Here is a 24,833-nt window from a genome sequence, read left to right as displayed (position 1 = left end):
AAGGCCGTCTTTTCCGCTCTCACAAACCAATTTTAGTTCCTGATTTTACTCGGGCTAGGAAACCTATGCCCATGCAAAAAAAAAGTCCCTCCAAAAGGCATTGGAAAGGCTAAAAACATTAAAACTCTTTTTGAATAAATACCGAATCTACTGACAGGTATTACTTTTTAAGGTATTTGGATACCCCGTTTCCTTCAAAAAATCCTGACTCAATCCCCATAAGAACTTCACCGGTTCCGTGCAACATCGGTTTCATCGTTCGTGCTACGCACGCGACGAAAACCTAGTTGTTACCAGCCGTTTTTTCTTTCCACGTCATATTTATATGGATTTTCAGAGTCAAGTTGTCCGTTGTGATAAATTAAAAATTCTGCGTGTTTGTCGTCAAGTTTAATTGTCTCAATTTTAGTAATTCCTAACAAACAAAGGTCGCCAATATGAAAAACTTGTTTGTCAAAAATTCCGAACCTTGTCTGTGTGATATTTATAATTTCTCCACAAGCTAAAAATCCACCTGTCGTTACTGTTATTCTATAGTTTTCGTCAAGTTGTCGTTCATAAACCAATTGTCCAAGTATGAGTGTTAAACCAGCTACCACTAATAATGGTGTCAATATAAATGCGGTCAAAATTTTCTTTTTTGTGTTTTTGAATATTATAAAGTAAGCAATTGTCGATACTATAAATGTCCAACTAATTGTCGAGAAGGTGTAAAGTCCTTTTAGGCTGTAACCATTAAGTCCAAAAATTCCGAATGTCAAAAATAAAATTGTCGCTACGATTAATATTCTAACAACTACTTTTTCCACTCTCGGAAAAGTCGTCTTGTTCAGAAGTGGAATACAATTCAGTCCAATTATTAGTGCTATGAATATTATTATCGCTGTCATTTATGTGTCGTCCTAAAATGGCTGGTAACGTTTGTATATCCCCAATTGGTGATATACTTCCTATTGGGTCTGATATCCACTAGTTATTGTGGATATACTTTATTAATCGCTAATTCTTAGAAAATTTGCTATTACCCCATCAAAATACAGCTTCATTCTTTCTCCCACAAGCCTTAGTTAAAAAATCAGAAAGAATTAGTCAATAAACCTCTCACCCCTTCCTCAACAGATCCATCGCTGCTTTTCCATGTCCATCCGGCGTAGTGTAGAATGGGCGTTGTTCGATCTCGTAGTTTGTTTCGGGAGCGATGCCAAGGGCATGATAGACAGTTTGGTGGATGCCGTCGATTTTGATGGGGTTTTCTATGCTTTTGCAGGGACGCTCGTCGGCGGTTTTGCCATAGACATGTCCGCGTTTGATTCCTCCGCCAAACATCAGCATAGAGCAGCCGTCGGTGAAATGCCGGTGCATGCCGTAGTTATTCATGTCTTCTATGATATCCGGCACTTCCACCTGATCTTTTACTTTGAGACCTGGCCTGCCCTCAGTCAGCATATCCCGGCTAAATTCGGATGCTAAGATCACTATCGTCCGATCCAGTTTCCCACTTTCATCCAGATCTGAAATCAGTTGAGCGACAGGTCCATCGATCATCTTCTTCATTTCCGTCAAGCGGGTATGCCCATTGTCATGTGTATCCCAGCCTTTGAATGGCTCGTATTCGGAAGTCACCGTGATGTATCGCGCTCCCTGATTTACCAATCTTTTTGCGAGTAGACAGCCCAAGCCAAACTTGCCATTGTTGTACTTGTCATAGCTTTCCTTGGGTTCCAAACTCAGATCAAAGGCCTTGGCTTCTGGAGAATTCAGCAAAATATAAGCTTGCTCCATGGATCGCTTGAGGGATTCCTTTTGATAGTCCGAACCGTATTCGCCCATTGCCCCGGCAGAAAGCAGGTTTTCATACAATTGATTTCTAGCTTCAAAACGCTTAGTAGACATACCGATAGGAGGGCGCACGCTTTCCAAGCCTGCACTCGGATCAGGAATCAAAAAGGGACCATGCTCTGAGCCTAAAAAACCTGCACTGTGAAAAGCTTTGAGTTCCTCGCCTTCTCCTACAGAAAACCGCTGACCTATATTGATAAAAGAAGGAATCACTGGATTTAATGGGCCAAGTTCCTTGGATATCCAGGAACCCAAATGCGGAACTACCACCGATTGTGGCGGTTCGTAGCAGGTGTGGAAATGGTATTGATGACGGGTGTGCAGAATATGTCCAAGATCCGCGGCCACGTAGGATCGGATCAAGGTGCCTTTGTCCATGATTTTGGCGATGGATTCCAAGCCTTCGGAAAAGTGGATTCCATCCAAAGCCGTTGGGATAGAAGGGAAGGTGCTGAGCACTTCTTTGGATTCCATTCCTTTGCGGAAAGGCGTGTATTTCTTCGGGTCGAAAGTCTCGGTATGCGCCATTCCCCCAGCCATGAAAAGCAAGATCACCGAATCAGCCGTCGCTGTAATTTTGTCCGTTCCACAGGAAGATAACAGCCCTGCCAGCGGTGCACCCATGCCCATGGTTGCCATCGCTGCAGCGGAGGTTTTCTTGATAAAGTCACGTCGGTTAAGTGGTGTTTTCATGTTGTTTTACTTTTTGATTGCGCTGATGTCAGGACCTTCTTTTTTTTTGCTTTAGCAGACCGAAGACCGAAGTAGCCCAACTGACCTTCAATCCTTATTCCAGAAGGATGATCGCTGTATACTGATGACTGAGACTCATTGGACATCGGTCACCCAACCTCCAACTTCCCACCTCCAAACTTCCCGCATCGGTCACCCAACACCCGACATCCCTCACTCCACCATCTGAAACTCCGGTAACAGAATCACCGCCCAGAATAAGTCCTGGATTTGAGCTACACCTGGGTTCGCTCCCAAAGCTTCTTTTGCAATAGTCAGTTCTTTCTCGTTTGGCTTTCGGTTTAGCGCTTTTAGGTATAATTCCTCGGTGATCTGAACAGGATCACTGAGTTGAGTTTTCCATTTTTCTGCACCTTTTTGCAAGGCTGTATTCAATCGCTCTCCGTTTGTGAGTTCCAGTGCCTGCAGCAAACTTCCCTGTGCATCTCTACTCGTCGAGACGATCTCACGATTTGGTCTTCCCAAGGCCGTAAGGAATGGATTGTTTGCCACTAAGGATGCTCGCGCAAAAGAAGGTTTGCTCAGCTCAGGCTGCTGCAGTTCAAAAGGGTTATACTTGATCGCATCATCGGGGAAAAGTGGATACACTATCTCACTTACCGCATCGGAGAATTGTTCGGCAGTCATGCGCCTACGCACCATTCCGTTGAATTTGTAATCATCTGCCAATACTTCGTCGTAAGATTCGTAGCCAATGGATTGGGATTGGTAGATTTTCGAGCTTGCGATCTGGTAAATCAGGGCTTTCAAATCATAGCCATTTTCCACAAAATCCGAAGCCAGCCAGTCTAGCAAATCCTGACTCCAGGGTTCATTGTCCATCTCGTCAACAGGCTCCACCATTCCTCTTCCCATCAGTTGCTTCCAAACGCGATTGACGATCGTGCGGTACATTCTTCCATTTGCTGGTTGAACTAAGCGATCCGCAAGCTGTCGGAGCTTCTCGGCTCTATTCGCAGCACTATCTATGTCGCCCAATTCCTCCCAGAGGATTTTGGTCTTAGCCATTTTCCCAGTAGGTACTTCACAGCGACTGACTTCCAGCGTAGAGTCTGCGAAAATATTTGCGAAGGCATAAGACTCCTCCAGTTTCCAATCAGAGATAAAACTATCATGACAGGAAGCGCATTTCAGGTTCAAACCCAAAATCACCTGCCCTACATTTTGCGCAGCCTGCATTTCCGTTCGCTGGCTGGCATTGACAGTTCCACGCCATTTGATTCCTTCGATAAAGCCCTTGGACTTTTCGGTAGGATTGAGGAGTTCCTTGACGAACTGATCGTAAGGCTTATTTTCTCGGAGCGAAGTGTACAACCAGTCCGTGATATTATAGCGACCATTGGTGATGTAGCCAGTTCCGGTGTAGTCATTTCGAAGTGCGTCGTTCCAAAAGGTTAGCCAATGCGTGGCATACTCATCCGATTGGTTTAAAAGATCTTGAAGCCAGATGCTTCGTTTGTCAGGTCTTGGATCATTCCTGAATTCATCCAGTTCTTGAGGGCTAGGGATCATTCCCGTCACATCCAAATAGATTCTTCTCAGGTAGGTTTTATCGTCTACGAGACCTTTCCATTCCAGTTTATTTTTTAAAAAATACTGGTCTACCCATAGGTCAATGGGGTTGTCCAAGCCAGCTTTGTAGGCAGGAAGAGTTGGGTTTCTAGGTGCCAGTTCAGCCACTCTATAAACAGATTGCTGCGCAGCACCATCTGGCCAAGGAGCGCCTTTGGCTATCCAAAGAGATAGCAATTCTCGTTCATCTTTGCTGAGCAATTTGCCTTTGGAAGGCATGACATCGTCGTGGTTTTTACGAAGGTTAATTCTGCGGATGATCTCACTTTTTCCAGGATTTCCCGGAATTAATATTTGACCATTCTCACCTCCTGCAAAGACAAACTCTTTTTCATCTAAGCGTAATTCCCCTTCGATCTTTGCTCCGCTATGGCATTTGTAGCAATTGTGCGCTAAGACCATCCGAACTTCACCGATCAGTTTCATCTCTTTATCCGGTGTAAGTTCTGACTGGTAAGTGACAAGGTTTATCGGGGTTTTTTCAATTTCTTGTTCATTAGATTCATAAGGCAAAACTTCCGTCAGGAAATCTTCTCCATGTGTAAGTGATCCTCCAAAATGACCCGCGATGGAAACACAGATGGCGGTTAGAAACAGGAAAGACCTGAATACTTTTATCTGAGATCGAGAGGGCCTGCGTGGGATTTTTGAGAGAAAATATAAGGTGAATACACTCAAAACGGCAGTTCCAATTCCGATCCATTGATGCAAATCCAGAAGTTCGCCGGAGGTCCCTTCATTAGTTGCTAGCAACCAGCCTATGGGTGCGGCGAGGATAGCGCTCATGGCTCCGATTGTAGCTAAAATCTTTGTGCCTGGCCTTAGCTTCAAGTTATATCTCTTGCTAGTCAATAGCTCCATCAATGCAGCCACCACAAGCAGTGCGATAGGGAAATGGACGATTAGGGGATGGAGTCTACCAAGAAATTGCCACAGCCAAAAAGTGGTTTCTTCAGGTGCTTCTGTTTGCCCAAAAGCTGAGAAATTAATAAAGAGAATACCGCCTATGAGTAGGCAGAATAAGGGAAGGGAAGTAGGTTTTTGAAGGTTATTTTTCAATGCGTTCCTATGAATGGGATTTAGTAATAAGTACTCAGTATGAGTTGCTTACTTTTCTGTCAATTGAAAAATAATGGTTTTGTTGGGTAAACCTATCCTGTTCGCCTATTGATTTGATAAATGGATAGGTGTTTGGTAAATGGTCTTAAGGTAAAAAATGAGGAAGCCCTGTTTCATACCGAAACAAGGCTTCCAAATTTTTTTTTCTAGGAGAGAAAAATAGCGCTCAACTTCCTAAATCATTGCCGCTCTAGAGGATAGATTTGACCAATCCTCCTTCTACTCTGATGGAAGCACCGTTAGTCGCAGAAGCCAGCGGACTAGAATAATAGACTACAGTGTCAGCCACTTCTTCAACTGAAGCAAATCGCTGAATCAGTGAAGTAGGACGCATGTCTTGGAAGAATTCCTTTTCTACTTTCTCTATGGATTTCCCACTCGAATCTGACAAGTCTTCAATGAACTTGCCGACTCCTCTCGATTTGGTTGGACCCGGTAAGATTGTGTTCACGGTGACATTCGAGCCCTTGGTGAGCTCTGCCAAACCTCTTGATATAGCCAACTGGGCAGTTTTGGTCATGCCGTAATGAATCATTTCGTCTGGAATGAAAACGCCTGATTCGCTGGAGATAAAGATAATTCTACCCCAATTTTTGGCGAGCATTTTTGGAAAATACTGTCTGGAAAGACGGATTCCACTCAGGACGTTCATTTCAAAGAATCTGAACCAATCTTCGTCAGGAATATCAGCAAATGCCTTTGGCTCAAAAATTCCCGCATTGTTGATTAAAATATCTACTTCAGGAAGTGCTTTTAGCAAGTTGTCTACTTCTGCCACTTTCGAGAAATCAGCCGGTATTCCACTTACTTTATCAGAGCCGGTTTCTGATTTGAGCTCAGCAATTGCCTTTTCAATACTTTCCTGAGATCTGCCGTTGATGATGACAGTAGCTCCTTCTGTCAGGAATCGCTTTGCGATAGCAAAACCAATTCCTGCTGTGGATCCCGAGATGAAGGCTTTTTTATCTTCTAATTTTAAGTCCATTGTTTGTGGTTTTTAAAAATGAATAATTGAAAAGCAGCGAGGTGCTGCATGCTAGAGTAAACTAACGTGGGAGTAAGAAAATTCGTAAGAAGGGGGGAAATCTCGAGAAATTATTTACTGAAATTACTTTAGCCGCCTTTCGTGTTCGTAAAAGGGGCTTAATTTTTAAGTTCATTTCAGTTTGTGGGGATACAAACCGAGGTGCAGAAAACTACTGAATTCTTTTCTTCCACTGCCTAGGATGTTGGTTTGTATTAAAGACTGCCATTACATTGATGTCCTTATTCTCTAAAATATACAAAACCAAGTATGGAAATCGATTTACTACAAATGACCTTACAATCTTTTTGTAGCATATTGGGTAAGTTTCTGGATTTTGAATAATAGCTCGTTCAGCAGCTTCAATTGACTCTAAAAAATCTTCACCTAATCCCTGGGATTGCTTTTCATACCAGAGGTATGATTCATAAATATCATATTCAGCTTCTTCGGATAGCTGGTAATTATAAAGCATCTTCGGCTCGGCTTCGTACCCTTTCTTTTACTTTGTCCCATGAAGAAAATTTCATTTCTCCATTTTTATACTTTTCAAGCCTGCTGTCCAGCTCCTCAACTTGTTCCTCACTTAAATCAAAAGTGCTTTCTTGTTGCTCTTTGAGTCCTTGAAGTTGCTTAATTACAGACTTATCTTGAAGTTCGGTTAGCCAATGGATAAGATCGATTTTAATAGATGGTACGTCCATATTCAAGGGTCAATTAAATGTGTTCGATAAAGTTAACGATTTTTATGTTTGAATAAGTTTCCTTCATTTCCCCACCATATCATTCAAATAAAGCTGGCTCCGGTGAGATGAGTATTGATATGGTTAACCTCCAGTATTTGAGCAACTATAGGTTAGGCGACGTTCTTTTCTAGACAAATCGAAGTAAAGGAACTGCGCCCTCCGTGTAACTCTCTGTGCTACCTTGGTGAATTATACTCTTTCCTTCACTAACTGATCCATTACCCAGTTTGCTCTTGCTCCACTGATTCCCGTGCTTTTACACGTGTCAGTTCCTAAAAGATCTCCGACAATAGTTTCAATCAATGGCTCTTGGATATGTTTAGGAAGTTCAAAAGAGAATTTTTCAGTTGCTTTTCCATCAAGCTCTAACTCAAACTCTCCTTTACCAAAGGTCTCAAAACTCACGCTTCCTTTACTTCCGTAGATTATTGTTTGATCTATTTCCGCATTTTCGGAGGTTGTGAAGCACCAGTTGCCAGTCCCAAGTACTCCGCTTTCAAACACAAAACTTCCAGTGACAATGTCTTCAGCGTCATAAGTTCCGGCTTGATTGGAGCAAAAACCTGAAGCATGAGTAATCTTCCCGAAGAAAAAATCCATTAAGTCCAATTGATGTGAAGCGAGGTCAAAGAAATATCCACCACCTGCCAATTCAGGATCTACCCGCCAGTTGGTTTCCACTTTGGTAATTAAGCTTGCGTCTAGCTTTTGTTTGAGGTTGATATGAATAGTGCGAATTTCTCCAAGCGTTCCATCGGTTATTAATTCCTTGATTTTACGGAAATGAGGTAACTCTCTACGGTAATAGGCCACAAACAAAGGCACATTTGCTTTTTCACAAATGGCAATCATATCCAAGCATTCCTGGTGCGTCCTCGCCATCGGCTTTTCCACATACACAGGTTTTCCTGCGGCTGCAGCAAGTGAGGCTAGCTCAAGATGTGCATTAGGAGGGGTGGCAATGTAGATCGCGTTTACTTCAGGGTCGTTGATCAGATCAGTTGCAGAGGTGTACCATTGTGGGACTCCATGCCTTTTAGCGTAATCTTTCACTTTCTCTTCGGAGCGACGCATCACAGCGACTATTTTGCTATTGGGGATGAGATTCATGGCAGGTGCGGATTTGACTTCGCATACATTTCCTACGCCTAGAATCCCCCATCTTACTTCGGTATCTTGGATTTTGCTCATTTTTTAAAAATAGGGGATAAGCATTAAAGAATAGCCATTAAACCTGAGATTGTTATTGCTTATACTAGATTTTGCTTTAACGGCCACTCATAGTTGGATTTGAGAGTTTGAGATTGAAGAAATAGATTGAGTAAATCAATATTTCTTTATCCACCGAACCTAAAGTAGCCTCCGTTTATAAAAAGCAAGGGCGGTTGATAAAGCCAAAACTTCATAAAAAAACCAGGCTCAGAGTTATCCGAGCCTGGTTTTTTCGTTTTGAACTAACTTTAATCCTTTATAGAAATGGAATTTAACTTCTACTGTGCTGGTGGAGGGCTTCTTCTTTTCATCACCAAACTATCAGCTGGATATGTGGCCTTCAAATAAGCCATTTGATCCTTGGCCCAATCGACTATCACCTGTCTGTCCGCATCGGAAAGATTAGCTTCCGGATGTAGCCCAAGATAGGTGTAAGACTCCAAAGGCATTTCTTTTTCTTCTACCATTTCAATGGTTTCTTCAAACTTATGATTCTGATAAGCAAGTGGGCGATTGGTGAACTCATCAAAATTCAGATGCCTTTTACCATCCTCTATATGCTGATTTAGCCAATATCCAACAGGTTCTATACTCGCATACCAAGGGTATTCAGACTTATTTGTATGGCAATTGTTACAAGCATTCACCAGTAACTTATCGACATTGTCCGGAACATTGTAACTCCCAGAGAGAGGTGCCGCAGCTGGAGTACCCTCATTTTTTTCATAGGGGATAAACTGGATGGCTACTAGAACAACTAAGAGAACTATTCCGATTTTTTTTAACATGGCTGAAAGATTTTCTTGTTAGACTTGGGGTTGTAGGCAAAGTTTAAATAATTATTAAAAACTATTAATTTTTGGATAAACGAAACCCTAGATAGTCCACTACTTTTTGTGCCAGGATTTCCCCTTGTTTTTAGAATAAAAACTTCCTTTAGGACCTTCTGCTAACAATTCCTTACCTCCATCAGCTAGTTCTGAAAACTCTCCTGGGCTTGCTGGGTTTCCCATATAACGTAAAGACCAAGTTTCACCTTCATCTACAGAGTATTCAATTTTAAGCGTGTTGGTTGGGCAGATACGAATTAGCTCTTTCCCCTTTTTAATCATTTGTGCCATTTATTAATTATTTAAATCTTGCCAATCTAAGAATGCTTGTCGTTTAAAAAAAAACTAAGCAAAGTATTTATGGATAAAATCCAATTTTTTTTAATACCCATTTATAGAATATTTCTTGATTTTGATTCTCAAAATATTCCATTTCCCACTCAGCACCTAGTTAAGATTCACCGTTTGAGAGGAAATCTCAAGGCCTGAATGAGGTAAATTCTTGAATTGGATGTGTTAGTGTATTTATATAAAATATCGAAACCCGTTCAATGTCAACTTGAACGGGTTTCGAATGATTCAATTTTAGGGAAAAATTACATCTCCCAACCTTCTCTGTATGTTCTTCCAACAAATTGATTGGCGTCTTCAAAGTTGGTAATCAGGAGTTTGTCTCCGTCCCAAAGCAATTTCTTTCTTCCATAAAATTCCATCTGACCTCTGGCATTCTCTCGACGAAGCATATAGCTGCGGATGGCAAGGTTACCCATCAACACCGTTTCGGTCATAGGTCCTGCATAATCAAATGAAGATGTCAAGCCTTTATGCTCTGAGCTTCCGAAGCCAGCTTTACAAGCATCGACCCATTTTCTCTGATGTCCGTACTCCGGCTCAATGTTTTCTTCAGTTTGAGGACCAAACTCCTGAGTACCGTCATTCAAATATAGTTTTGGCATCAGAGGAGAACTGTCATTAATGTTAGTAGCAATTATTCCTTTTTCACCAATGATCAATACGCCATTTGCTCCTCCGCCGATTTCCTGATCTGCAGGAATAATATCCGGATGAGCAGGCTTGATGCCGCCATCCATCCAAGTCATATTGATTGGAGACTTGCTTTTGGCAGTTGCTGCAAAATTCAATGAAATAAATGATGAAGCTGGGCAGCCGTCAGGGTGATAATCTGGAGTCCACATTCCGCTATAAACGGACCCTACACTACATTCTGCATCAGTAGGATAATGTAAGCCTAAGGTTCTAAAGGGGATATCGATCAAGTGACATCCTACGTCACCTAAGGCGCCGGTACCATAATTCCACCAGCCTCTCCAGCTGAACGGATGAAGTTCTGGTGTATAAGGGATTTCAGGAGATGGGCCTAGCCACAGATCCCAATTCAAAGCATCTGGCTTAGCACTTGGGTTTGGCTTAGGGAAAGCTCCACCCTGAGGCCATACTGGTCTGTTCGTCCAAACTTCCACTTTGGCGATTTTACCAATCTTATCATCATCCACCCATTTCTGGACTAGTTTCAATAATTCGTTTGATCCGCCTTGGTTACCCATCTGCGTTACCACCTTTTGGCTTCTTGCCATCTCAGTCAGCATTCTTGCCTCCTTGATGTTATGCGTCATAGGTTTCTGCACGTACACGTGCTTACCGCGCTCCATTGCATATTTAGCAGCGGGACCATGTACATGATCGGGAGTGGAAATCGTCACTGCATCAATGTCTTTTTCGGTATCGAGCATTTTGCGGAAATCCGCATAAAGTTTTGCATCTGGGAATCTCTCTACCGAAGCTTTGGCAGAACCTGAAAAATCAACATCACAAAGTGCAGTTACTCGTTCTCGACCATTGACAGAGGCATTTCTAATATCACTGGCTCCTTTTCCGCCAGCTCCGATAGCAGCTAAATTCAATTGATCACTTGGGGAAATAAATCCCACACCGCCCAACACGTGGCGGGGAACAATCATAAAGGAAGATGCAATTGCTGCATTTTTGATAAAATCCCTTCGGGTTTGTCCCTCGGAATTTTTCTTGAGTTTGCGCATGAGGTTATTAGTTTAAAGTCAAATAAGTATTCTAAAATAGGAATTTATTTTTTTGCAGGAATCCTGTTAGTTGTTAAACAATGATTATCAAATGATCAGTGGTGATTCCTGAAATTACCTGAAATTTCACTTTTTCGAGTTGTGTGGGCTGTTTCTAATTACTTTTTTCAAAAAAAAATATATATGACCAAAAATCCGGTTTAAAATTGTTGTGCAATCGATGGCTCAACTGTTTGTTTACCAGTTTTTTGGTTAAAGTTTTATTTTATGCTTTTTCTTTTTGTCGAAAGAAAATATCAAGAAATAGTAAAAAAACAGGATAAAGCAGGTAGTGCATGCCAGAATTTCCTACTTTATTTGAAGCATTGAAATGAAATAGCATTGAAATAAACAAACTCAACTAGCCTAAAATGAAAATAGGAGTTTTAAAAGAGACGAAGGAGGGTGAGAATAGGGTATCACTTAGTCCGGATGTCATCAAGCAATTGATCAAAAAGGAATTTTCGGTCATTGTAGAGTCTGGTGCTGGTATTGGATCCAATTTTTCTGATGAAGATTATAAGCAGTCGGGTGCTACAGTAGGAAATGCAGCAGATATATATACCGCTGATATTTTGCTCAAAGTCAACATCTTTACCAAAGAGGAAATAGCTCAAATGAAGAATGGCAGTGCATGCATGTCCATCATGTATGCCTACAATCACCCGGAAATACTTGCCGAATTGAACAAGAAATCCATCACGTCTTTCTCTATGGATGCGGTACCTAGGATTTCCAGAGCCCAAAAGATGGATTGTCTGAGTTCTCAGGCAAATTTAGCAGGTTATAAATCGGTGATTTTGGGAGCAAATTACCTAGAGAAGATTTTTCCATTGATGATGACTGCATCCGGTACGATTACGCCTGCCAAGGTTTTAATCTTCGGTGCTGGGGTAGCTGGACTGCAAGCTATCGCAACTGCCAAGAGACTTGGCGCAGTTGTGGAAGTATCTGATGTGCGTCCCGAAACCAAAGAGCAAGTGGAATCGCTTGGAGGTAGATTTTTGACCGTAGAAGGAGCAGAAGAAGTGAAGGTGGAAGGTGGCTACGCGTCTGAGGTTTCTGCGGAGTTTTTGCAAAAGCAAAAGGAACTCATCCAAAGCAAAATCAAGGACTCAGACTTAGTTATTACCACAGCTTTGGTAATGGGTAAAAAGTCGCCGATTCTAGTAACTGAAGAAATGGTGAAAACCATGAAAAAAGGTGCTGTGATTGTGGATATGGCTGTAGAATCTGGAGGGAACTGTGAAATTTCCGAAAAGGATCAAATCGTGAAAAAGCATGGTGTGACAATTATTGGTGAATCCAATTTGCCTTCGCTGCTTTCCACGAATGCAAGTCAATTGTATGCAACTAATATCAGCACGCTATTGATGCATCTAGCTACAAAAGATGGATTCAATCTTGACCGTGATGAGGAAATCACCAAAGGTGTTTTGATCACTTTTGAAGGTCAAGTAGTTCATGAATTCACTAATAAAATTTTAAATAAGTAAGAATTAACCTTTTCAAATTATGAGCTCAGAAGCACTGATTATTCTGATTTATATACTTGTTCTGGCAAGTTTTCTGGGGTTTGAGCTGATCGCTAAAGTTCCCCCAACCTTGCATACGCCATTGATGTCCGGGTCGAATGCAATTTCCGGGATCACCATCGTGGGAGCACTTTTGGCTTGCAACGAAATGGGCTACACTACTATCAGCAAATGGCTGGGCATGGTAGCCTTAGTTCTTGCCACCATCAACGTAGTCGGCGGCTACACTGTCACAGATCGTATGCTTAAAATGTTTAAGAAAAAATGAGTATAGCCATAGAATTAGCGTATTTGATCGCCTCGGTATTGTTTGTGCTGGGGATGAAAATGATGAACAAGACCAAGTCGGCTCGACAAGGAAACCGACTTTCAGCGCTTGGGATGTTTATAGCCATTGTGGCTACTTTGGTACAGATTGATGCCATTTCCCTAGTGGAAATTTTAGGCTGTATAGTTTTAGGTTCAGCGATTGGCTTGTATTATGCCAATAAAGTTGAGATGACTAAAATGCCGGAAATGGTGGCGATTTTCAACGGTTTTGGTGGCTTGGCTTCCTTCTCTGTCGCGCTTTCCGATTACTTCCTTCGCACTGAAGTCAACATGGAATCAATCGAGTTGGTGACGGTGATTAGTATCATTGTTTCAGTATTTATTGGTGGTTTGACCTTTACAGGTTCATTGATTGCTTACCTGAAGCTGAATGGAAACATTTCCGGTTCACCGATCACCTTCAAAGGGCAGCATGCAATCAATCTGGTTTTGTTCTTAGGGTTTTTGACAGCTGCTGTATTTACGGTAATGGATCAAACTGACCCTATGCTGATCATTATACTGATAGTGATTGCTTTACTACTAGGAGTTTTGACTGTGATTCCTATCGGAGGAGCAGATATGCCAGTAGTGATTTCTCTGCTGAATTCTTATTCAGGAATGGCAGCTTGTGCTACTGGTTTTATCCTAAATAATAATGTGCTGATTGTCGCTGGTTCTTTGGTGGGAGCTTCAGGAATTATCCTTACCCAGATCATGTGCAAAGCCATGAACCGATCCTTGATCAATGTGTTGCTTGGAGGATTTGGACAGACGGTGAATGAGGCCCAAGGAGATGGTCCATCCATTACGGTGAAAGAAATAGGGGTGGAGGAAACAGCTATGTTGTTTGATGGGGTTTCATCCGTGATTGTAGTTCCTGGTTATGGAATGGCTGTGGCGCAAGCTCAGCACGTGATCCGTGAACTCATGGAGCAATGCGAGAAGCGTAAGATAGACTTCAAGTTTGCTATCCACCCAGTTGCGGGTAGAATGCCGGGCCACATGAATGTGCTTTTGGCAGAGGCAAATATTTCCTATGACAAGCTAATCGAAATGGATGATATCAACGATGAATTCCCGAATACTGACTTGGTGCTTATCGTAGGAGCAAATGACGTAGTAAATCCAGCCGCTAGAAATAATCCACAAAGCCCGATCTACGGCATGCCGATCTTGAATGCTGATAAAGCAAGAACGGTAATTGTCTCTAAGCGAAGTATGGGTAAAGGCTATGCAGGAGTTGAAAATGAGCTATTTGGCTATCCAAATTGCCTGATGCTTTTTGGAGACGCAAAGCAAACAATTACCAAAGTAGTCTCAGAAATGAAAGAAATGTAATTGCCTATTTATCTCAAACCTATATATAATAAGGGCTATCTGAAAATAATTAGATAGCCCTTTTATTTTTAGACAGCCTTTGTGACAGCCTCTTTGACTGCTTCATATTTTTCCCTTAAATCTGCTATTTCAGATTCATCGAAGGCACTCAGTGGCATTGCTAAAACTCCCTGGCACAAGCCTTCAAAGGCCATGGAAGCCTTCAACCCTTTCAGGTAATTCGATTTGTATGTGCCATGGCTATATAGATTCTTGCTAAGAAATTGGACAGTTTCATTCAGGACTTTCATTCTTTCCAGGTCTTGATATTCTGTAGCTTCAAAAAGTTTGACATAAAGTGCGGGGAATAAATTTGCACCGCCTGAGACTCCGCCATGTCCTCCCATATTCATAGTCTCCATCAAAATCTCTTCTGGGCCAACCAAAATGGTGAATTCTGGGTGTTCACGGAAAGTGTCACATAGGCTTTCAAAGTATTTTTTATCCCCAGAACTGTCTTTGATTCCAATGATATTAGGATGTTCAACAAGAACTTTAACTGTCTCCAAATCAATATTTATTCCTGTATGCGATGGCATATTGTATAGAAAGACTGGGAGTTCTACCTGATCAGCCAACTTAGAAAAATAGAAAATCAATTCCTCCTGCCCGATATTCATATAGAAGGGATTGGTCGCCACCAAAATATCCGCTCCAGCATCTCTGGCACATTTAGCTAGATCCAAACTTTCTTCAAAAGAGCAATCTGAAATCCCTACTAAAACTGGAATTCGCTGATCTACTTTTTTACAGGTCAATTCAATCAGCTGTTTCTTCACTCTTGAACTCAAGCTCGCGAACTCTCCGGTGGTTCCCAGAATAAAAACACCATGAACGCCGCCAGCTATCATGTGCTCTAAGATGAGGTCTAAACTTTTTTTATCTAAAGAAAAATCCGGGTTTAACGGCGTTATCATTGGAGGAATTATACCTCTAAAAGGTTGCGAAAAAGACATAAAATATGTTAGAAAAGGTTATTCTAGTGAGAGAGACACATATTTTATCTTCTCTCTATTATAAGTGTAAGTCAGATGAACGGTGCCGTCCTCTGCCTGAATGATTGCCGGATAGCTGAACTCACCTTTGGGCTGATCTTCCAAGACATAAATCTCATCCCAATTCACTCCATCAATAGACATCATGAGAGAAAGCTTGTTTCTTCCATCCTTGATTGGATTGCAAAGCAAAAGTTGCGTTCCATTTTGCAAAGTCACCGCATCAATTCCAGAGTTATTGTGAATCAAGCCTGTTGATTCTACTTTAGACCAGGTTTTGCCTCCATCCATAGACCAGGTTGAGCCGATTACATCTTCTTGAGTTCGGGCTAGCATTTGTAGCTTGTTGTTTGGGTATTGCAAAATAGTCGGTTGAATCGCATGAAATTCACCATTGTCAATTTCGGTTTTTTTCCAATTCTGGCCTTCTGCATTGGTAGTTTCCACATGCATGCTCCAAACGCCGTTGGTTTCGAAGCTAGATGGGTGGAGGAGTGTACCATCTTCTAAAAGCACTGCTTTGTTTTTAACTGGGCCAAGCATTCCGGGTGGAATTTGAATTGCCTTTGACCAGGTTTTTCCCTCATCGTCTGAGGTTTTGTACAACCCCCACCATTCTCTTGGGTTTGGTCCTTCTTTGTAAAAAAGGAAGATATTCCCAGCAGGACTTTTGTATAAAACTGGATTCCAAGTAGGATTTCTAAAGTCTTTGTTTTCTACTCCATCGGCGACCATTTCTGGTTTTGACCATTCGCCATTTGCTAAAAGAGAAGTGTAAATACTGACGTCAGGATGCCTTTCGTAGGTCCCTCCAAACCAAGCCGCCAATATCCCTCGTTCAGTCTCAATTAAAGTTGAAGCATGACAGGAAGGGAAAGGTGCTGTCTCGTAGATAAATTCTGATTTTAGGATTTTAACTGTTGGTTTTTCAACCTCATTGTTTAAAAAGCCTAGAATCAATGCGATAAAAATAGTAGAGACTTGAAACATATTAGTTTTGAATTGTAAAGGTGTAATTCAGGTTTAAATTAACAAAAAGCAGCCAATAGTTCGATTTACTGTCTTGTACTCACCTGAATGATTATTTATTCTGAAAATTGAATTCTGCAAAATCCATGAAATGGCGCCAGTCTTCCAAGGTTAACCCATGCTTTCCATCTCTAATATGATATCCGGCAAAGCTTTGAATAATGGGCCCCTCTAGTTCTTCAAAAGCTGAGGGGAATTCTACAGATTTTTTATAAATATCCCTGTAAACTCTACTTCCCAATTGCATGGATAGAAATTCACCCTTTGGATCTGCCCACAAATCCTCTCGGGCACTAGAATAATAAATTGCTCTTGGTGCCACCATCATAGCTAGCATATGTTGATCAATCGGTAAGGAGTTCTCCTGATCATTGTATTTTTTGAAATTGTCATTGAACCAGTGTGGGAAGGACGTATTTATAATTTTCACTGTTTCACCAAACTTTCGCCTGGAAAGTGCTGCTCCACCGCAACCGGATTCATTAGGGATCACCACTGCCCAGCGATTATCATTTATGCCAGTCCAAAGTGCTGTTTTCCCAGCTCTGGAGTGCCCGACCAAAACTGATTTTGTGACATCTATCATCGGTTGCTGTTCGAAATAATCCATAGCTCTCATAGCAGCCCATCCCCATGCTCCGAATGTTCGCATGCCATCGGCTTTACTTAGTTCCTCAGGATATAGCGTGGAAAGTATACCTTCGGAGAATTTTTCTGCATCATCAGGAGCTACCGTTTCTCCATGAAAAGAGGCAGTTGCAAAGCCTCTATTAACAAGTGCCTCAACTGGCCAATAACCTTCTTCAGCAATTCTGCCATCACTAAATTTTGGTCTATGATTGATCAATAAAATTATTGGAACTTCCCGTTCACTAGATTTTGGAAGGAATACATTTAATCTCATGGTATGAGATTTTCCATTTCTTGCAACTGTAATATCCAACTCTTTGAAAATCGCCTGGTCTGGATAAGGGTTGGTGCTTTCTGAGACTTCTTTGAAAGAAATCTCATCGAAATCAGTTCTAATTGGACCGTAAACCTCCTCTGTGAATAATTTCAATAACTCTGGTCTTCGGATGTTTTCCCAGTCTGAAATACTTTGAATCAATTGCCCAGATTCACTGATAAAGGGATCTGGAAGAACTAGTGGTGGGACTTTAGCCTCATCATAATTTGCTGCCCGCTGAGCCATAACAAAAGAGTTAATTGAAACGAAAATAGACGCTATAAATAGGATTAGTTTTTTCATCATTAATTGGAGCTAGAAGATTCTAAATGCTCAGGAATGAATTCGTCAAATGGATAGGACCTAGGCAAAACTTCCACGCCACTTGTCACTTTCATAGGCGCTTGTCCCGCAAAAGTCACCTCCATAAAATACCCTCTATAGCCGCTCTCTGGCTCTGTCATTTTGAATTCATAATTTCCATCTGCTGCTGATTCTAGCTCAGTTGCTTGCCAATTAGGTCCAAAAACATCCACTCTAAAATCTCTTGCTTTATCATTATATGCGCTCCATACTTTGACTGAAATAGGTTTATCGGCAGGATCTGCTTGAAATGAAATGAGGTCTCCTTCAATTTTCCATTCGTATTTAGGTCTAGGGTTTTGGTTTAAAACAGCGGAATAAAAGGAGATCATATTGGGTACTGCATCAGAGTCTCCTATGTCATGGCCGAAATTCGGCACATATTGAATATGCTTTTCCCCGGGCAAATCATCCCAATAAAATTCCCAGCTATCTGGCTGAAAGAATTGGTCTCCTGCTGCATTTATCAGAAGCTTGGGCAGTTCCATTTCCGTTGCAAAAGTATAGGGTTCTGTAATTTCTAAAAGTCGATCAAATTCTGGAGTTCCCATCCATTTCATTACTCCTTCATTTACATAATTATCTACGGCTGGAGCCCAGAATCCATAGTTTTTCCAGTGATGGTTAAATGAAGGTTCTAAGTTTAGCATGTCTATGACGATTGGAATAATCGCAACAACCCTATCATCCATAGCTGCAATCGTCCAAGTGGTCCAACCACGTTTCGATGCTCCAGCTACGACGTAGTTGTTAAGGTTTTTTTCATAAAGAGTTTTTACTACCTCCGAGGTTGCATCCATTGCAAGTTTTACCGCTTTGGTCATTGGCAGGCGAGCCAACCAAATCGCATCTTCGTCTTTGGCTCCTCCTTCCAGAAACTTCCTCCAACCATAAGCAATAATGGCATCTTCATACCTCTCTCCTTCGGGATCATTGGCAAAGGTTAAGGGCTGAAATGGAATATTATGAACCTGTGCAACAATGGAATTTGTCTGCATTGCCGCAGCTAGGATAAATTCATCAGGATTTTCCGGCATTTTGGTGTTGGTGCTCCCTCCGCCAATCCACATCATGCCGGTTTCAAAAGGAGTATCTCTCGGTACCACTATGGACACCCAATGCCACCATTCTGTCTTATCTACCAAATCAGAGGTTAGCCAATTCTGAGAGGTCATCTTCAGAACGTGATAGTCATAATCAGTTCCAGTGACCGTACGGACAATCTCAAATTTGAACGCAGAATCAGGAGCCATTACATAGTCTTTCAATAGGTTTTCTGACAGGATTTCTTCAGCTATTATTTTTTCTTCTGGCTTTTGGCAGGAGGAGAAAACAAGGCAGATAGAAAAATAGGCACAGGTAAAAACCAGTGTGGGACGAGGAAAAAGTAGTTGCATTTGGAATTGGGTTTTTGTTAGTAGCTAAAAGCTAATTAATTAATAGCTATTCGGCAACTTGATTTTGAAAGCGAAGGAATTCTCACGACAATCATCAATCCGTCCTCAGGTTGGAAGAGTTTATTTTCTGAGTAATTCGGGAAAGAATCAGGCTATTTATTTTACTATATGTTTCATTTGTTTTATTAAATTATTATAAATTTTATAAATTGAAAATATGATCCTTAGTGATCAAAAATATCGTCTATATAATATTGAATTAATATAAGTAATTTTGTCGTGTCAAAAGAGAATAATTTTTTAACATAAAAATAATTTAATAAAGTTTATTTTTTTTACAGAACATTAATTTTTCTCTTCATTGAGGCTCAGGAAGACGTTTTGGTCCGCTTTTGTCAATGCTTACTCTCCTTTCTAATTTTTTCAAACTCTATGAGAGGAAATGATTACTGATTGAAAAATAGATCTGAAAATTGAGGGATATATTTAATATAGGCCTAAAATTCCCTTAACAGGACTGTGTTATTTGTATAATACTTTTGTGTTTAACTATTGGCTAAGCTAATTCAATCGGGTTAGTTATTCTGTTCGGATTGTTCTCTTTTTATACACAATAAATTTTATGAATACAAAATTACAATTATCTAAAATTATTTATGGGTCCGCATTTGTGTTGATGTGGACAACTTTCGACAGTTCTTCGCAAGTATTCGCGAATGGGCTAGAGATAGGCGCCAGTCTTCCGACCTCTGGTTTGATTTCGGCTGAGCAGTCAGTGACTGGAACAATCACAGATGAAACCGGTCAACCACTACCAGGCGCAACTGTTCAGATCAAGGGAACTGTGAATGGAACCGTAACAGATCTTGATGGTAAATTTTCTATTGAGGTGGGTGAAGATGCCATCCTTCAGATTTCATATGTAGGGTATATCCTTCAGGAAATCTCTGTAAATGGGAAATCTATCATTGATGTGCAATTGCAGCCAGATGCTACTCAACTGGATGAATTGGTTGTAATCGGCTACGGTACCCAAAAAAGATCGGATGTAACTGGAGCGATAAGCTCTGTTAAAAGTGAAGATTTCAATAGAGGCGTGATCACAAATCCAGTTGATCTGTTGCAGGGCAAAATGGCTGGAGTAAATATTACTTCTACCAGTGGAGAGCCTGGAGCAAACCAAAATGTGATTATCCGGGGAATCGGAAGTTTACGCTCAGGTACGCAGCCACTTTATGTCTTGGACGGGTTTTTATTGGACAATTCCGGAACTGGCGTAGCTTCTAATCCGCTCAACTTTCTAAATCCCAATGATATCGCCAGCATAGATGTGCTGAAGGACGCTAGTGCAACTGCGCTTTATGGTTCTCGTGCCTCAAATGGGGTTGTGGTGATTACCACCAAAAAGGGCAAAATGGGAAGTTCTCAAGTTAACTTCTCTGCTGGAGCATCCTGGTCTAAAATGGCAAAGCAAATCGATGTTTTTGGAGCAGATGAGTTTAGAGAGCAAGTAGTAGCTGTAGGAGGTAATCTGGAAGATTTCGGAGGCAACACCAATTGGCAAGAGGAATTGACTCAGGTAGGGTTCTCTCAGGATTATAGTTTATCTATGAGTGGAGCCAATACAGAGCGGTTTTCCTACTTCGCATCTCTAGGTTATCAAGAGCAAGAAGGTATTTTGAAAAACAGTGATTTGAAGCGCTATTCAGGTAAACTGAACGTAAATCAGAAGGCTTTTGATGGCAGGATGAATATTGATTACAATCTTACTGCTGCCTATACTGAAAACCTTCGACCAGTAATTACAGGCACGATTAGCGATATGCTGGGTCTTAATCCCACAATTCCAGCTTTCACAGATGGTGAGCCTACTCTTTTGAATACCAATGCACTGAATCCAATTAAGAGATATGATTTGTACAGTGATGATGCAGCAAACAACCGGATTTTAGGGACTATCTCTCCATCCTTTGAGATTTTTGATGGCCTGACTTATAAGTTGAATTTAGGTGTGGATTATTCCAATACAAATCGATACGTACAATACAAGCCATATACTGAGGTAATCAATGAATCCAATGTGTCCGACGGTACCTTGGATGAGCTTATTTCTTCGAATACCAATAGTCTTGTAGAAAACACGTTGACGTACAATTGGAACAATTACAAACACAATTTCACGGTATTAGCGGGCCATTCTTACCAGACTTTTCTAGACCAGTTTAGAGGTACTTCTTACCGAGGATTCGCAGCCAATAATATAGAGCCAAGATATCAGGATCATAATAGCACGAGCGAGTTTCCTACAACGGTCAATGCCTCTGCGACCCGAAATGAATTACAGTCCTTCTTCGGTAGATTGAATTATGTGTATGCAGATAAATATTTGTTCACGGCCACTTTCCGTGCAGACGGTTCTTCTAAATTCGGGGAGAACAACAAATACGGATACTTCCCTTCATTTGCTTTGGGTTGGAATTTGAGCAAAGAAGCTTTCATGGCCAATTCCGTTTTCAACAACCTAAAAGTACGTGCGAGCTGGGGACAAACTGGAAATCAGGAGATTCCATCCAAAATCACCAAAGCCAGCTATTCCGAAGATCGATTGGCCACTGGTTCAGGCAGTTTGAATACATATCCTATAGACACAGACGGAACGACCTTAGATAGCTATCCATACGGCATTGTATTCACGAGATTGGCAAATCCGAATTTGCAATGGGAAGTCTCCACTCAAATCGATTTCGGGATTGATTTTGCCTTGAGGGATTACAGATTGACAGGTACTTTGGATTATTTCAACAAAGTATCTTCAAATATCCTCCTTGAGGTAGTTCCGGCGGATCCGGTGCAACCGACTTCCACTTTTTGGGATAATATCGACAATATGGAAATCCACAACAGTGGAGTTGAGCTTACCTTGAATTATGCCAGTAAAGAAACAAAGTCTTTTTCCTATGAAATTGGCGGTAACATCACATTTATTCAAAACGAAGTAAGAGACTCTCCTTATGCGGTCTTGACTACTGGAGCAGCTCAGGGTGCCGGACAAACTGGCGCAACTATCAACGGATACATCAACAACCAGCCAATTGGAGCTTTCTATATGCTTGAGTTTGATGGAATCGGAGAGGATGGCCTCAATAGATTCGTAGACATCAACAATGATGGACAGATCCTGGACAATGACAGAAGTGTAGTGGGAAGCGCTATTCCAAAGGTTATCTACGGATTCAACACAAATTTTCGATTTGATAATTTCGACCTAGGACTAAACTTTAATGGGGCTGCTGGAAACAAGATTTACAATCACACCACTATGTCTTTGTTTACCAAAGCCCAACTTTCCAGATCGAATAACACAACAGATTTTGCCGTACAATTTCCAGAAGAATCTTTCAACAACTCCAATACTGTTTCTACAAGATTCTTGGAGAGCGGCTCTTTCTTTAGACTGAACAATGCCACTTTGGGCTACAATGTGAATCCGACAAGCTTTGGAATGGGCAATACTTTCCAAAATATCCGCCTCTCAGTCACTGGTCAAAATCTCTTCGTAATCACGGATTACTCCGGATTTGATCCTGAAGTAAATACAGGCTCTACTTCTGCTGGTATACAGACTTTCGGAATCGACAGATTCACCTACCCAAGAGCTAGGACATTCACTATTAACTTGAATGTCACCTTTTAAACACGAATAGATCACTAGTTAATCTTCCAGAAAATCTTAAAGAAATGAAAAATATAAAGTATAACATAATACTTCCAATTGCTGCATTTTTGCTGGCTTTTATCAGCTGTACCACGCTCGACGAAGAAATCCTCGATGAGTCGCTTACAGGCACAGGCGAAGCGGAAATCGTTAGTGGTTCCATTGCTCCGGTGTATGGCATGCTTCGTCAGGTATGGCTTCACACCGTGAATTTTGGACTTCAGGAAGTAGCTTCAGATGAAGGGATTCTTCCTTACCGTGGTGGTACAGATTGGTTTGATGGAGGTAAGTTTATCGCTATTCACCAGCATTTGATGACTCCTGGCAATAGCTTAGTTGGAGACGCTTGGACTTACATTACCTTGACGCTTTCCAGAGCTGTGGCAGCAGAGGAGCAATTGACTCTCGAGGTGGAAAATGGCAATACCAACGCGCAAAATCCTTTGTATGAAATGGTAGCCATGAAGGCGTACTTGAATATGCTAGCATTGGACAACTGGGGGCTGGTTTTTAGAAAAGACGCTTCTGACGAACAGTCTATCATTTTACGTGGTGAGGAAGCACTGGAATACATTGAAAATGAGCTACTCTCTGTAGTCAATGTGATCAGTAGCAGCAATGGTCCTGGTCGTATGAATAAATCTGCAGTTGAGGGACTATTGGCTCGATTGTATTTGAATGCTGCGGTATATCGTGACCCATATGGTACGCCTGATTTCAGGACTGAAGATATGGATAAGGTCATCGAATACACAAGTAATATCATCAACGGACCTTACACTTTATCTCCTGAATATTTCGATTTGTTTAATGACGACAACAATACTAATAAGGAAATTATCTTCTCTCTTGATCAGAGAGGTGTTTTGCAGACTGAGCATAGCAGATGGCAGTATTGGTCTATTTCAGGGGATCAGGTGCCGAGACCTGAATACCCGAGCACAAGAGGCACAGATGCAGTAGCTGCTACGCCGGATTTCATCCAAAGCTGGTATGACGCGTACGGTAATGTAGATCCTGCAGATGCAGATGCTCGTTTCTTCAAGCGCAATACTTTGGTTCCAGAAAATCTTCAGGACTTGACAGGTGTAAATCCTACAAATGATGCGGATCACTATTATTCAGTAGAAGATACCCAGTTTGAAATGGACCGAGGTATCCTGCGAAATATTATCTGGGGACCTCGTAAAGATGAAACTGGTGCTATTATCCGTGATGCTGACGGAAAAGTGAGAATATATCCTGTGATTAATAGAAGAAGCAGCGGAGCAAATATTCGCTACGTAGATCACACCTTCCAAGTAGATTTCACCAGTGAGGGTAGCTTGCATAACACCGGTCATAGATTCTCCAAATATCAGTTTAGCCGTACCGCGCCAAATTGCTGTTCAAATAGCAGTGTGGATATCGTTTTATTGAGATTGGGTGAGATCTATTTGATGCGCGCTGAGGCTAAGTTGCGAAAAGGTGACAATGCAGGTGCTCTTGCAGATGTCAATATGCTCAGAACTTCGAGAACAGCACGTCCAGCGCAAACACCTGCTCCTTTATCTTCAATAGATTTGGATATTTTATTTCGTGAATCAGGCTTTGAGTTGTACTGGGAAGGTTTGAGAAGAACCAATCAAATCAGATTTGGTAAATATGAAGATAGCTGGACAGAAAAGACCGATAGTGATCCCAACAAAAGACTATTCCCGATCCCCCAACGAGCGATTGACGGAGCTTCCAATATAGAAGGTTTCTTGGTTCAAAACCCTGGTTATTAAGACTTAAATATCATAATGTAATAGTAAAGCCGATGAGAATTTCTCGTCGGCTTTTGCTGTTTTTTTAGGTTTTTGTGTTACTGATCGTGCCTTTGGCACTCATAAATTCAATAATGATTTTTCTACCCCGAATTTCGCTGCGCTGTATTCGGGGCTGGTATTGTGAATGCCCTTGGCATTCTTCATATAGAATGTCTATTGGCC

General features: G+C 41.4%; 19 protein-coding genes. 5 read left to right on the top strand and 14 right to left on the bottom strand.

Features of this window, described 5'->3' with window-relative positions:
• Nucleotides 1–290: 290 nt before the first annotated feature.
• The 10 genes from LV83_RS20040 to LV83_RS19995 all read right to left on the bottom strand — a co-directional run bounded on the left by LV83_RS20040 (nt 291) and on the right by LV83_RS19995 (nt 11,152).
• Entirely contained in the window at nt 291–809 is a 519-nt protein-coding gene (locus tag LV83_RS20040) for a hypothetical protein (RefSeq protein WP_146613769.1), read from the bottom strand.
• A gap of 292 nt (nt 810–1,101) precedes the next feature.
• On the bottom strand, nt 1,102–2,532 hold the full coding sequence (locus LV83_RS20035; protein ID WP_111613345.1) for a DUF1501 domain-containing protein: 1,431 nt from the start codon (nt 2,530–2,532) through the stop codon (nt 1,102–1,104).
• Between the two features lie 213 nt (nt 2,533–2,745).
• Nucleotides 2,746–5,154, bottom strand: coding sequence for a DUF1549 domain-containing protein (locus LV83_RS20030; RefSeq protein ID WP_111613351.1), 2,409 nt, complete (start codon nt 5,152–5,154; stop codon nt 2,746–2,748).
• 319 nt (nt 5,155–5,473) lie between these two features.
• On the bottom strand, nt 5,474–6,268 hold the full coding sequence (locus tag LV83_RS20025; RefSeq protein ID WP_111613344.1) for an SDR family NAD(P)-dependent oxidoreductase: 795 nt from the start codon (nt 6,266–6,268) through the stop codon (nt 5,474–5,476).
• Between the two features lie 211 nt (nt 6,269–6,479).
• Nucleotides 6,480–6,782 (bottom strand): type II toxin-antitoxin system RelE/ParE family toxin, encoded by a 303-nt coding sequence (locus LV83_RS20020; RefSeq protein WP_111613343.1) that lies wholly within the window; start codon nt 6,780–6,782, stop codon nt 6,480–6,482.
• Nucleotides 6,772–7,011, bottom strand: coding sequence for an addiction module protein (locus tag LV83_RS20015; protein ID WP_111613342.1), 240 nt, complete (start codon nt 7,009–7,011; stop codon nt 6,772–6,774). Before LV83_RS20015 ends, LV83_RS20020 begins: the two co-directional genes overlap by 11 nt.
• A gap of 231 nt (nt 7,012–7,242) precedes the next feature.
• Nucleotides 7,243–8,244 carry a Gfo/Idh/MocA family protein gene (locus tag LV83_RS20010; protein ID WP_111613341.1) on the bottom strand — a complete coding sequence of 334 codons (1,002 nt, stop codon included), beginning with the start codon at nt 8,242–8,244 and terminating at the stop codon, nt 7,243–7,245.
• A gap of 299 nt (nt 8,245–8,543) precedes the next feature.
• Complete coding sequence (locus LV83_RS20005) at nt 8,544–9,053, bottom strand: heme-binding domain-containing protein (RefSeq protein WP_111613340.1); 510 nt, start codon at nt 9,051–9,053, stop codon at nt 8,544–8,546.
• 99 nt (nt 9,054–9,152) lie between these two features.
• Nucleotides 9,153–9,386 carry a hypothetical protein gene (locus LV83_RS20000; RefSeq protein WP_111613339.1) on the bottom strand — a complete coding sequence of 78 codons (234 nt, stop codon included), beginning with the start codon at nt 9,384–9,386 and terminating at the stop codon, nt 9,153–9,155.
• A 305-nt stretch (nt 9,387–9,691) separates the two neighbouring features.
• A complete protein-coding gene (locus LV83_RS19995; protein ID WP_111613338.1) occupies nt 9,692–11,152 on the bottom strand; it encodes a Gfo/Idh/MocA family protein in 1,461 nt (486 codons plus the stop codon).
• A gap of 410 nt (nt 11,153–11,562) precedes the next feature.
• Here LV83_RS19995 and LV83_RS19990 point away from each other — a divergent pair, with 410 nt between their 5' ends.
• From LV83_RS19990 to LV83_RS19980, 3 genes are read left to right on the top strand one after another with little or no spacing between them, the layout of a single operon-like run.
• Nucleotides 11,563–12,687 (top strand): Re/Si-specific NAD(P)(+) transhydrogenase subunit alpha, encoded by a 1,125-nt coding sequence (locus tag LV83_RS19990; RefSeq protein WP_111613337.1) that lies wholly within the window; start codon nt 11,563–11,565, stop codon nt 12,685–12,687.
• Nucleotides 12,688–12,706: 19 nt separating this feature from the next.
• On the top strand, nt 12,707–12,994 hold the full coding sequence (locus tag LV83_RS19985) for an NAD(P) transhydrogenase subunit alpha (RefSeq protein ID WP_092896151.1): 288 nt from the start codon (nt 12,707–12,709) through the stop codon (nt 12,992–12,994).
• Complete coding sequence (locus tag LV83_RS19980; RefSeq protein ID WP_111613336.1) at nt 12,991–14,376, top strand: NAD(P)(+) transhydrogenase (Re/Si-specific) subunit beta; 1,386 nt, start codon at nt 12,991–12,993, stop codon at nt 14,374–14,376. The genes LV83_RS19985 and LV83_RS19980 overlap by 4 nt, the downstream gene beginning before the upstream one ends.
• 68 nt (nt 14,377–14,444) lie before the next feature.
• On the opposite strand, the gene LV83_RS19975 is transcribed toward LV83_RS19980, so the two are convergent.
• The 4 genes from LV83_RS19975 to LV83_RS19960 all read right to left on the bottom strand — a co-directional run bounded on the left by LV83_RS19975 (nt 14,445) and on the right by LV83_RS19960 (nt 19,145).
• Nucleotides 14,445–15,371 (bottom strand): dihydrodipicolinate synthase family protein, encoded by a 927-nt coding sequence (locus tag LV83_RS19975; protein WP_111613335.1) that lies wholly within the window; start codon nt 15,369–15,371, stop codon nt 14,445–14,447.
• 18 nt (nt 15,372–15,389) lie between these two features.
• Nucleotides 15,390–16,400, bottom strand: a complete 1,011-nt coding sequence (locus LV83_RS19970; protein ID WP_111613334.1) for a sialidase family protein — start codon at nt 16,398–16,400, stop codon at nt 15,390–15,392.
• 91 nt (nt 16,401–16,491) lie between these two features.
• Entirely contained in the window at nt 16,492–17,691 is a 1,200-nt protein-coding gene (locus tag LV83_RS19965) for an alpha/beta hydrolase family protein (RefSeq protein ID WP_245947112.1), read from the bottom strand.
• On the bottom strand, nt 17,691–19,145 hold the full coding sequence (locus tag LV83_RS19960; protein WP_111613333.1) for a PhoPQ-activated pathogenicity-related family protein: 1,455 nt from the start codon (nt 19,143–19,145) through the stop codon (nt 17,691–17,693). The genes LV83_RS19965 and LV83_RS19960 overlap by 1 nt, the downstream gene beginning before the upstream one ends.
• A 622-nt stretch (nt 19,146–19,767) precedes the next feature.
• Between LV83_RS19960 and LV83_RS19955 the strand changes: the two genes are divergently transcribed.
• Both LV83_RS19955 and LV83_RS19950 read left to right on the top strand, forming a co-directional pair.
• Nucleotides 19,768–22,839 carry a SusC/RagA family TonB-linked outer membrane protein gene (locus LV83_RS19955; protein ID WP_111613332.1) on the top strand — a complete coding sequence of 1,024 codons (3,072 nt, stop codon included), beginning with the start codon at nt 19,768–19,770 and terminating at the stop codon, nt 22,837–22,839.
• A 44-nt stretch (nt 22,840–22,883) separates the two neighbouring features.
• Nucleotides 22,884–24,629 (top strand): RagB/SusD family nutrient uptake outer membrane protein, encoded by a 1,746-nt coding sequence (locus tag LV83_RS19950; RefSeq protein ID WP_111613331.1) that lies wholly within the window; start codon nt 22,884–22,886, stop codon nt 24,627–24,629.
• The last annotated feature ends 204 nt before the right edge of the window (nt 24,630–24,833 follow it).

Origin of the sequence: Algoriphagus yeomjeoni (assembly GCF_003259505.1) — a bacterium.
GTDB lineage: Bacteria > Bacteroidota > Bacteroidia > Cytophagales > Cyclobacteriaceae > Algoriphagus > Algoriphagus yeomjeoni.
This window is presented reverse-complemented; position numbering and strand designations above follow the sequence as displayed.

Bases quoted from the DNA above. Each gene is read 5' to 3' on its own strand.
- LV83_RS20035 (WP_111613345.1), bottom strand. From the start codon at position 2,532: ATGAAAACACCACTTAACCGACGTGACTTTATCAAGAAAACCTCCGCT.
- LV83_RS20025 (WP_111613344.1), bottom strand. From the start codon at position 6,268: ATGGACTTAAAATTAGAAGATAAAAAAGCCTTCATCTCGGGATCCACA.
- LV83_RS20020 (WP_111613343.1), bottom strand. From the start codon at position 6,782: ATGCTTTATAATTACCAGCTATCCGAAGAAGCTGAATATGATATTTAT.
- LV83_RS20015 (WP_111613342.1), bottom strand. From the start codon at position 7,011: ATGGACGTACCATCTATTAAAATCGATCTTATCCATTGGCTAACCGAA.
- LV83_RS20010 (WP_111613341.1), bottom strand. From the start codon at position 8,244: ATGAGCAAAATCCAAGATACCGAAGTAAGATGGGGGATTCTAGGCGTA.
- LV83_RS20005 (WP_111613340.1), bottom strand. From the start codon at position 9,053: ATGTTAAAAAAAATCGGAATAGTTCTCTTAGTTGTTCTAGTAGCCATC.
- LV83_RS20000 (WP_111613339.1), bottom strand. From the start codon at position 9,386: ATGGCACAAATGATTAAAAAGGGGAAAGAGCTAATTCGTATCTGCCCA.
- LV83_RS19995 (WP_111613338.1), bottom strand. From the start codon at position 11,152: ATGCGCAAACTCAAGAAAAATTCCGAGGGACAAACCCGAAGGGATTTT.
- LV83_RS19990 (WP_111613337.1), top strand. From the start codon at position 11,563: ATGAAAATAGGAGTTTTAAAAGAGACGAAGGAGGGTGAGAATAGGGTA.
- LV83_RS19985 (WP_092896151.1), top strand. From the start codon at position 12,707: ATGAGCTCAGAAGCACTGATTATTCTGATTTATATACTTGTTCTGGCA.
- LV83_RS19980 (WP_111613336.1), top strand. From the start codon at position 12,991: ATGAGTATAGCCATAGAATTAGCGTATTTGATCGCCTCGGTATTGTTT.
- LV83_RS19975 (WP_111613335.1), bottom strand. From the start codon at position 15,371: ATGTCTTTTTCGCAACCTTTTAGAGGTATAATTCCTCCAATGATAACG.
- LV83_RS19970 (WP_111613334.1), bottom strand. From the start codon at position 16,400: ATGTTTCAAGTCTCTACTATTTTTATCGCATTGATTCTAGGCTTTTTA.
- LV83_RS19965 (WP_245947112.1), bottom strand. From the start codon at position 17,691: ATGATGAAAAAACTAATCCTATTTATAGCGTCTATTTTCGTTTCAATT.
- LV83_RS19960 (WP_111613333.1), bottom strand. From the start codon at position 19,145: ATGCAACTACTTTTTCCTCGTCCCACACTGGTTTTTACCTGTGCCTAT.
- LV83_RS19955 (WP_111613332.1), top strand. From the start codon at position 19,768: ATGAATACAAAATTACAATTATCTAAAATTATTTATGGGTCCGCATTT.
- LV83_RS19950 (WP_111613331.1), top strand. From the start codon at position 22,884: ATGAAAAATATAAAGTATAACATAATACTTCCAATTGCTGCATTTTTG.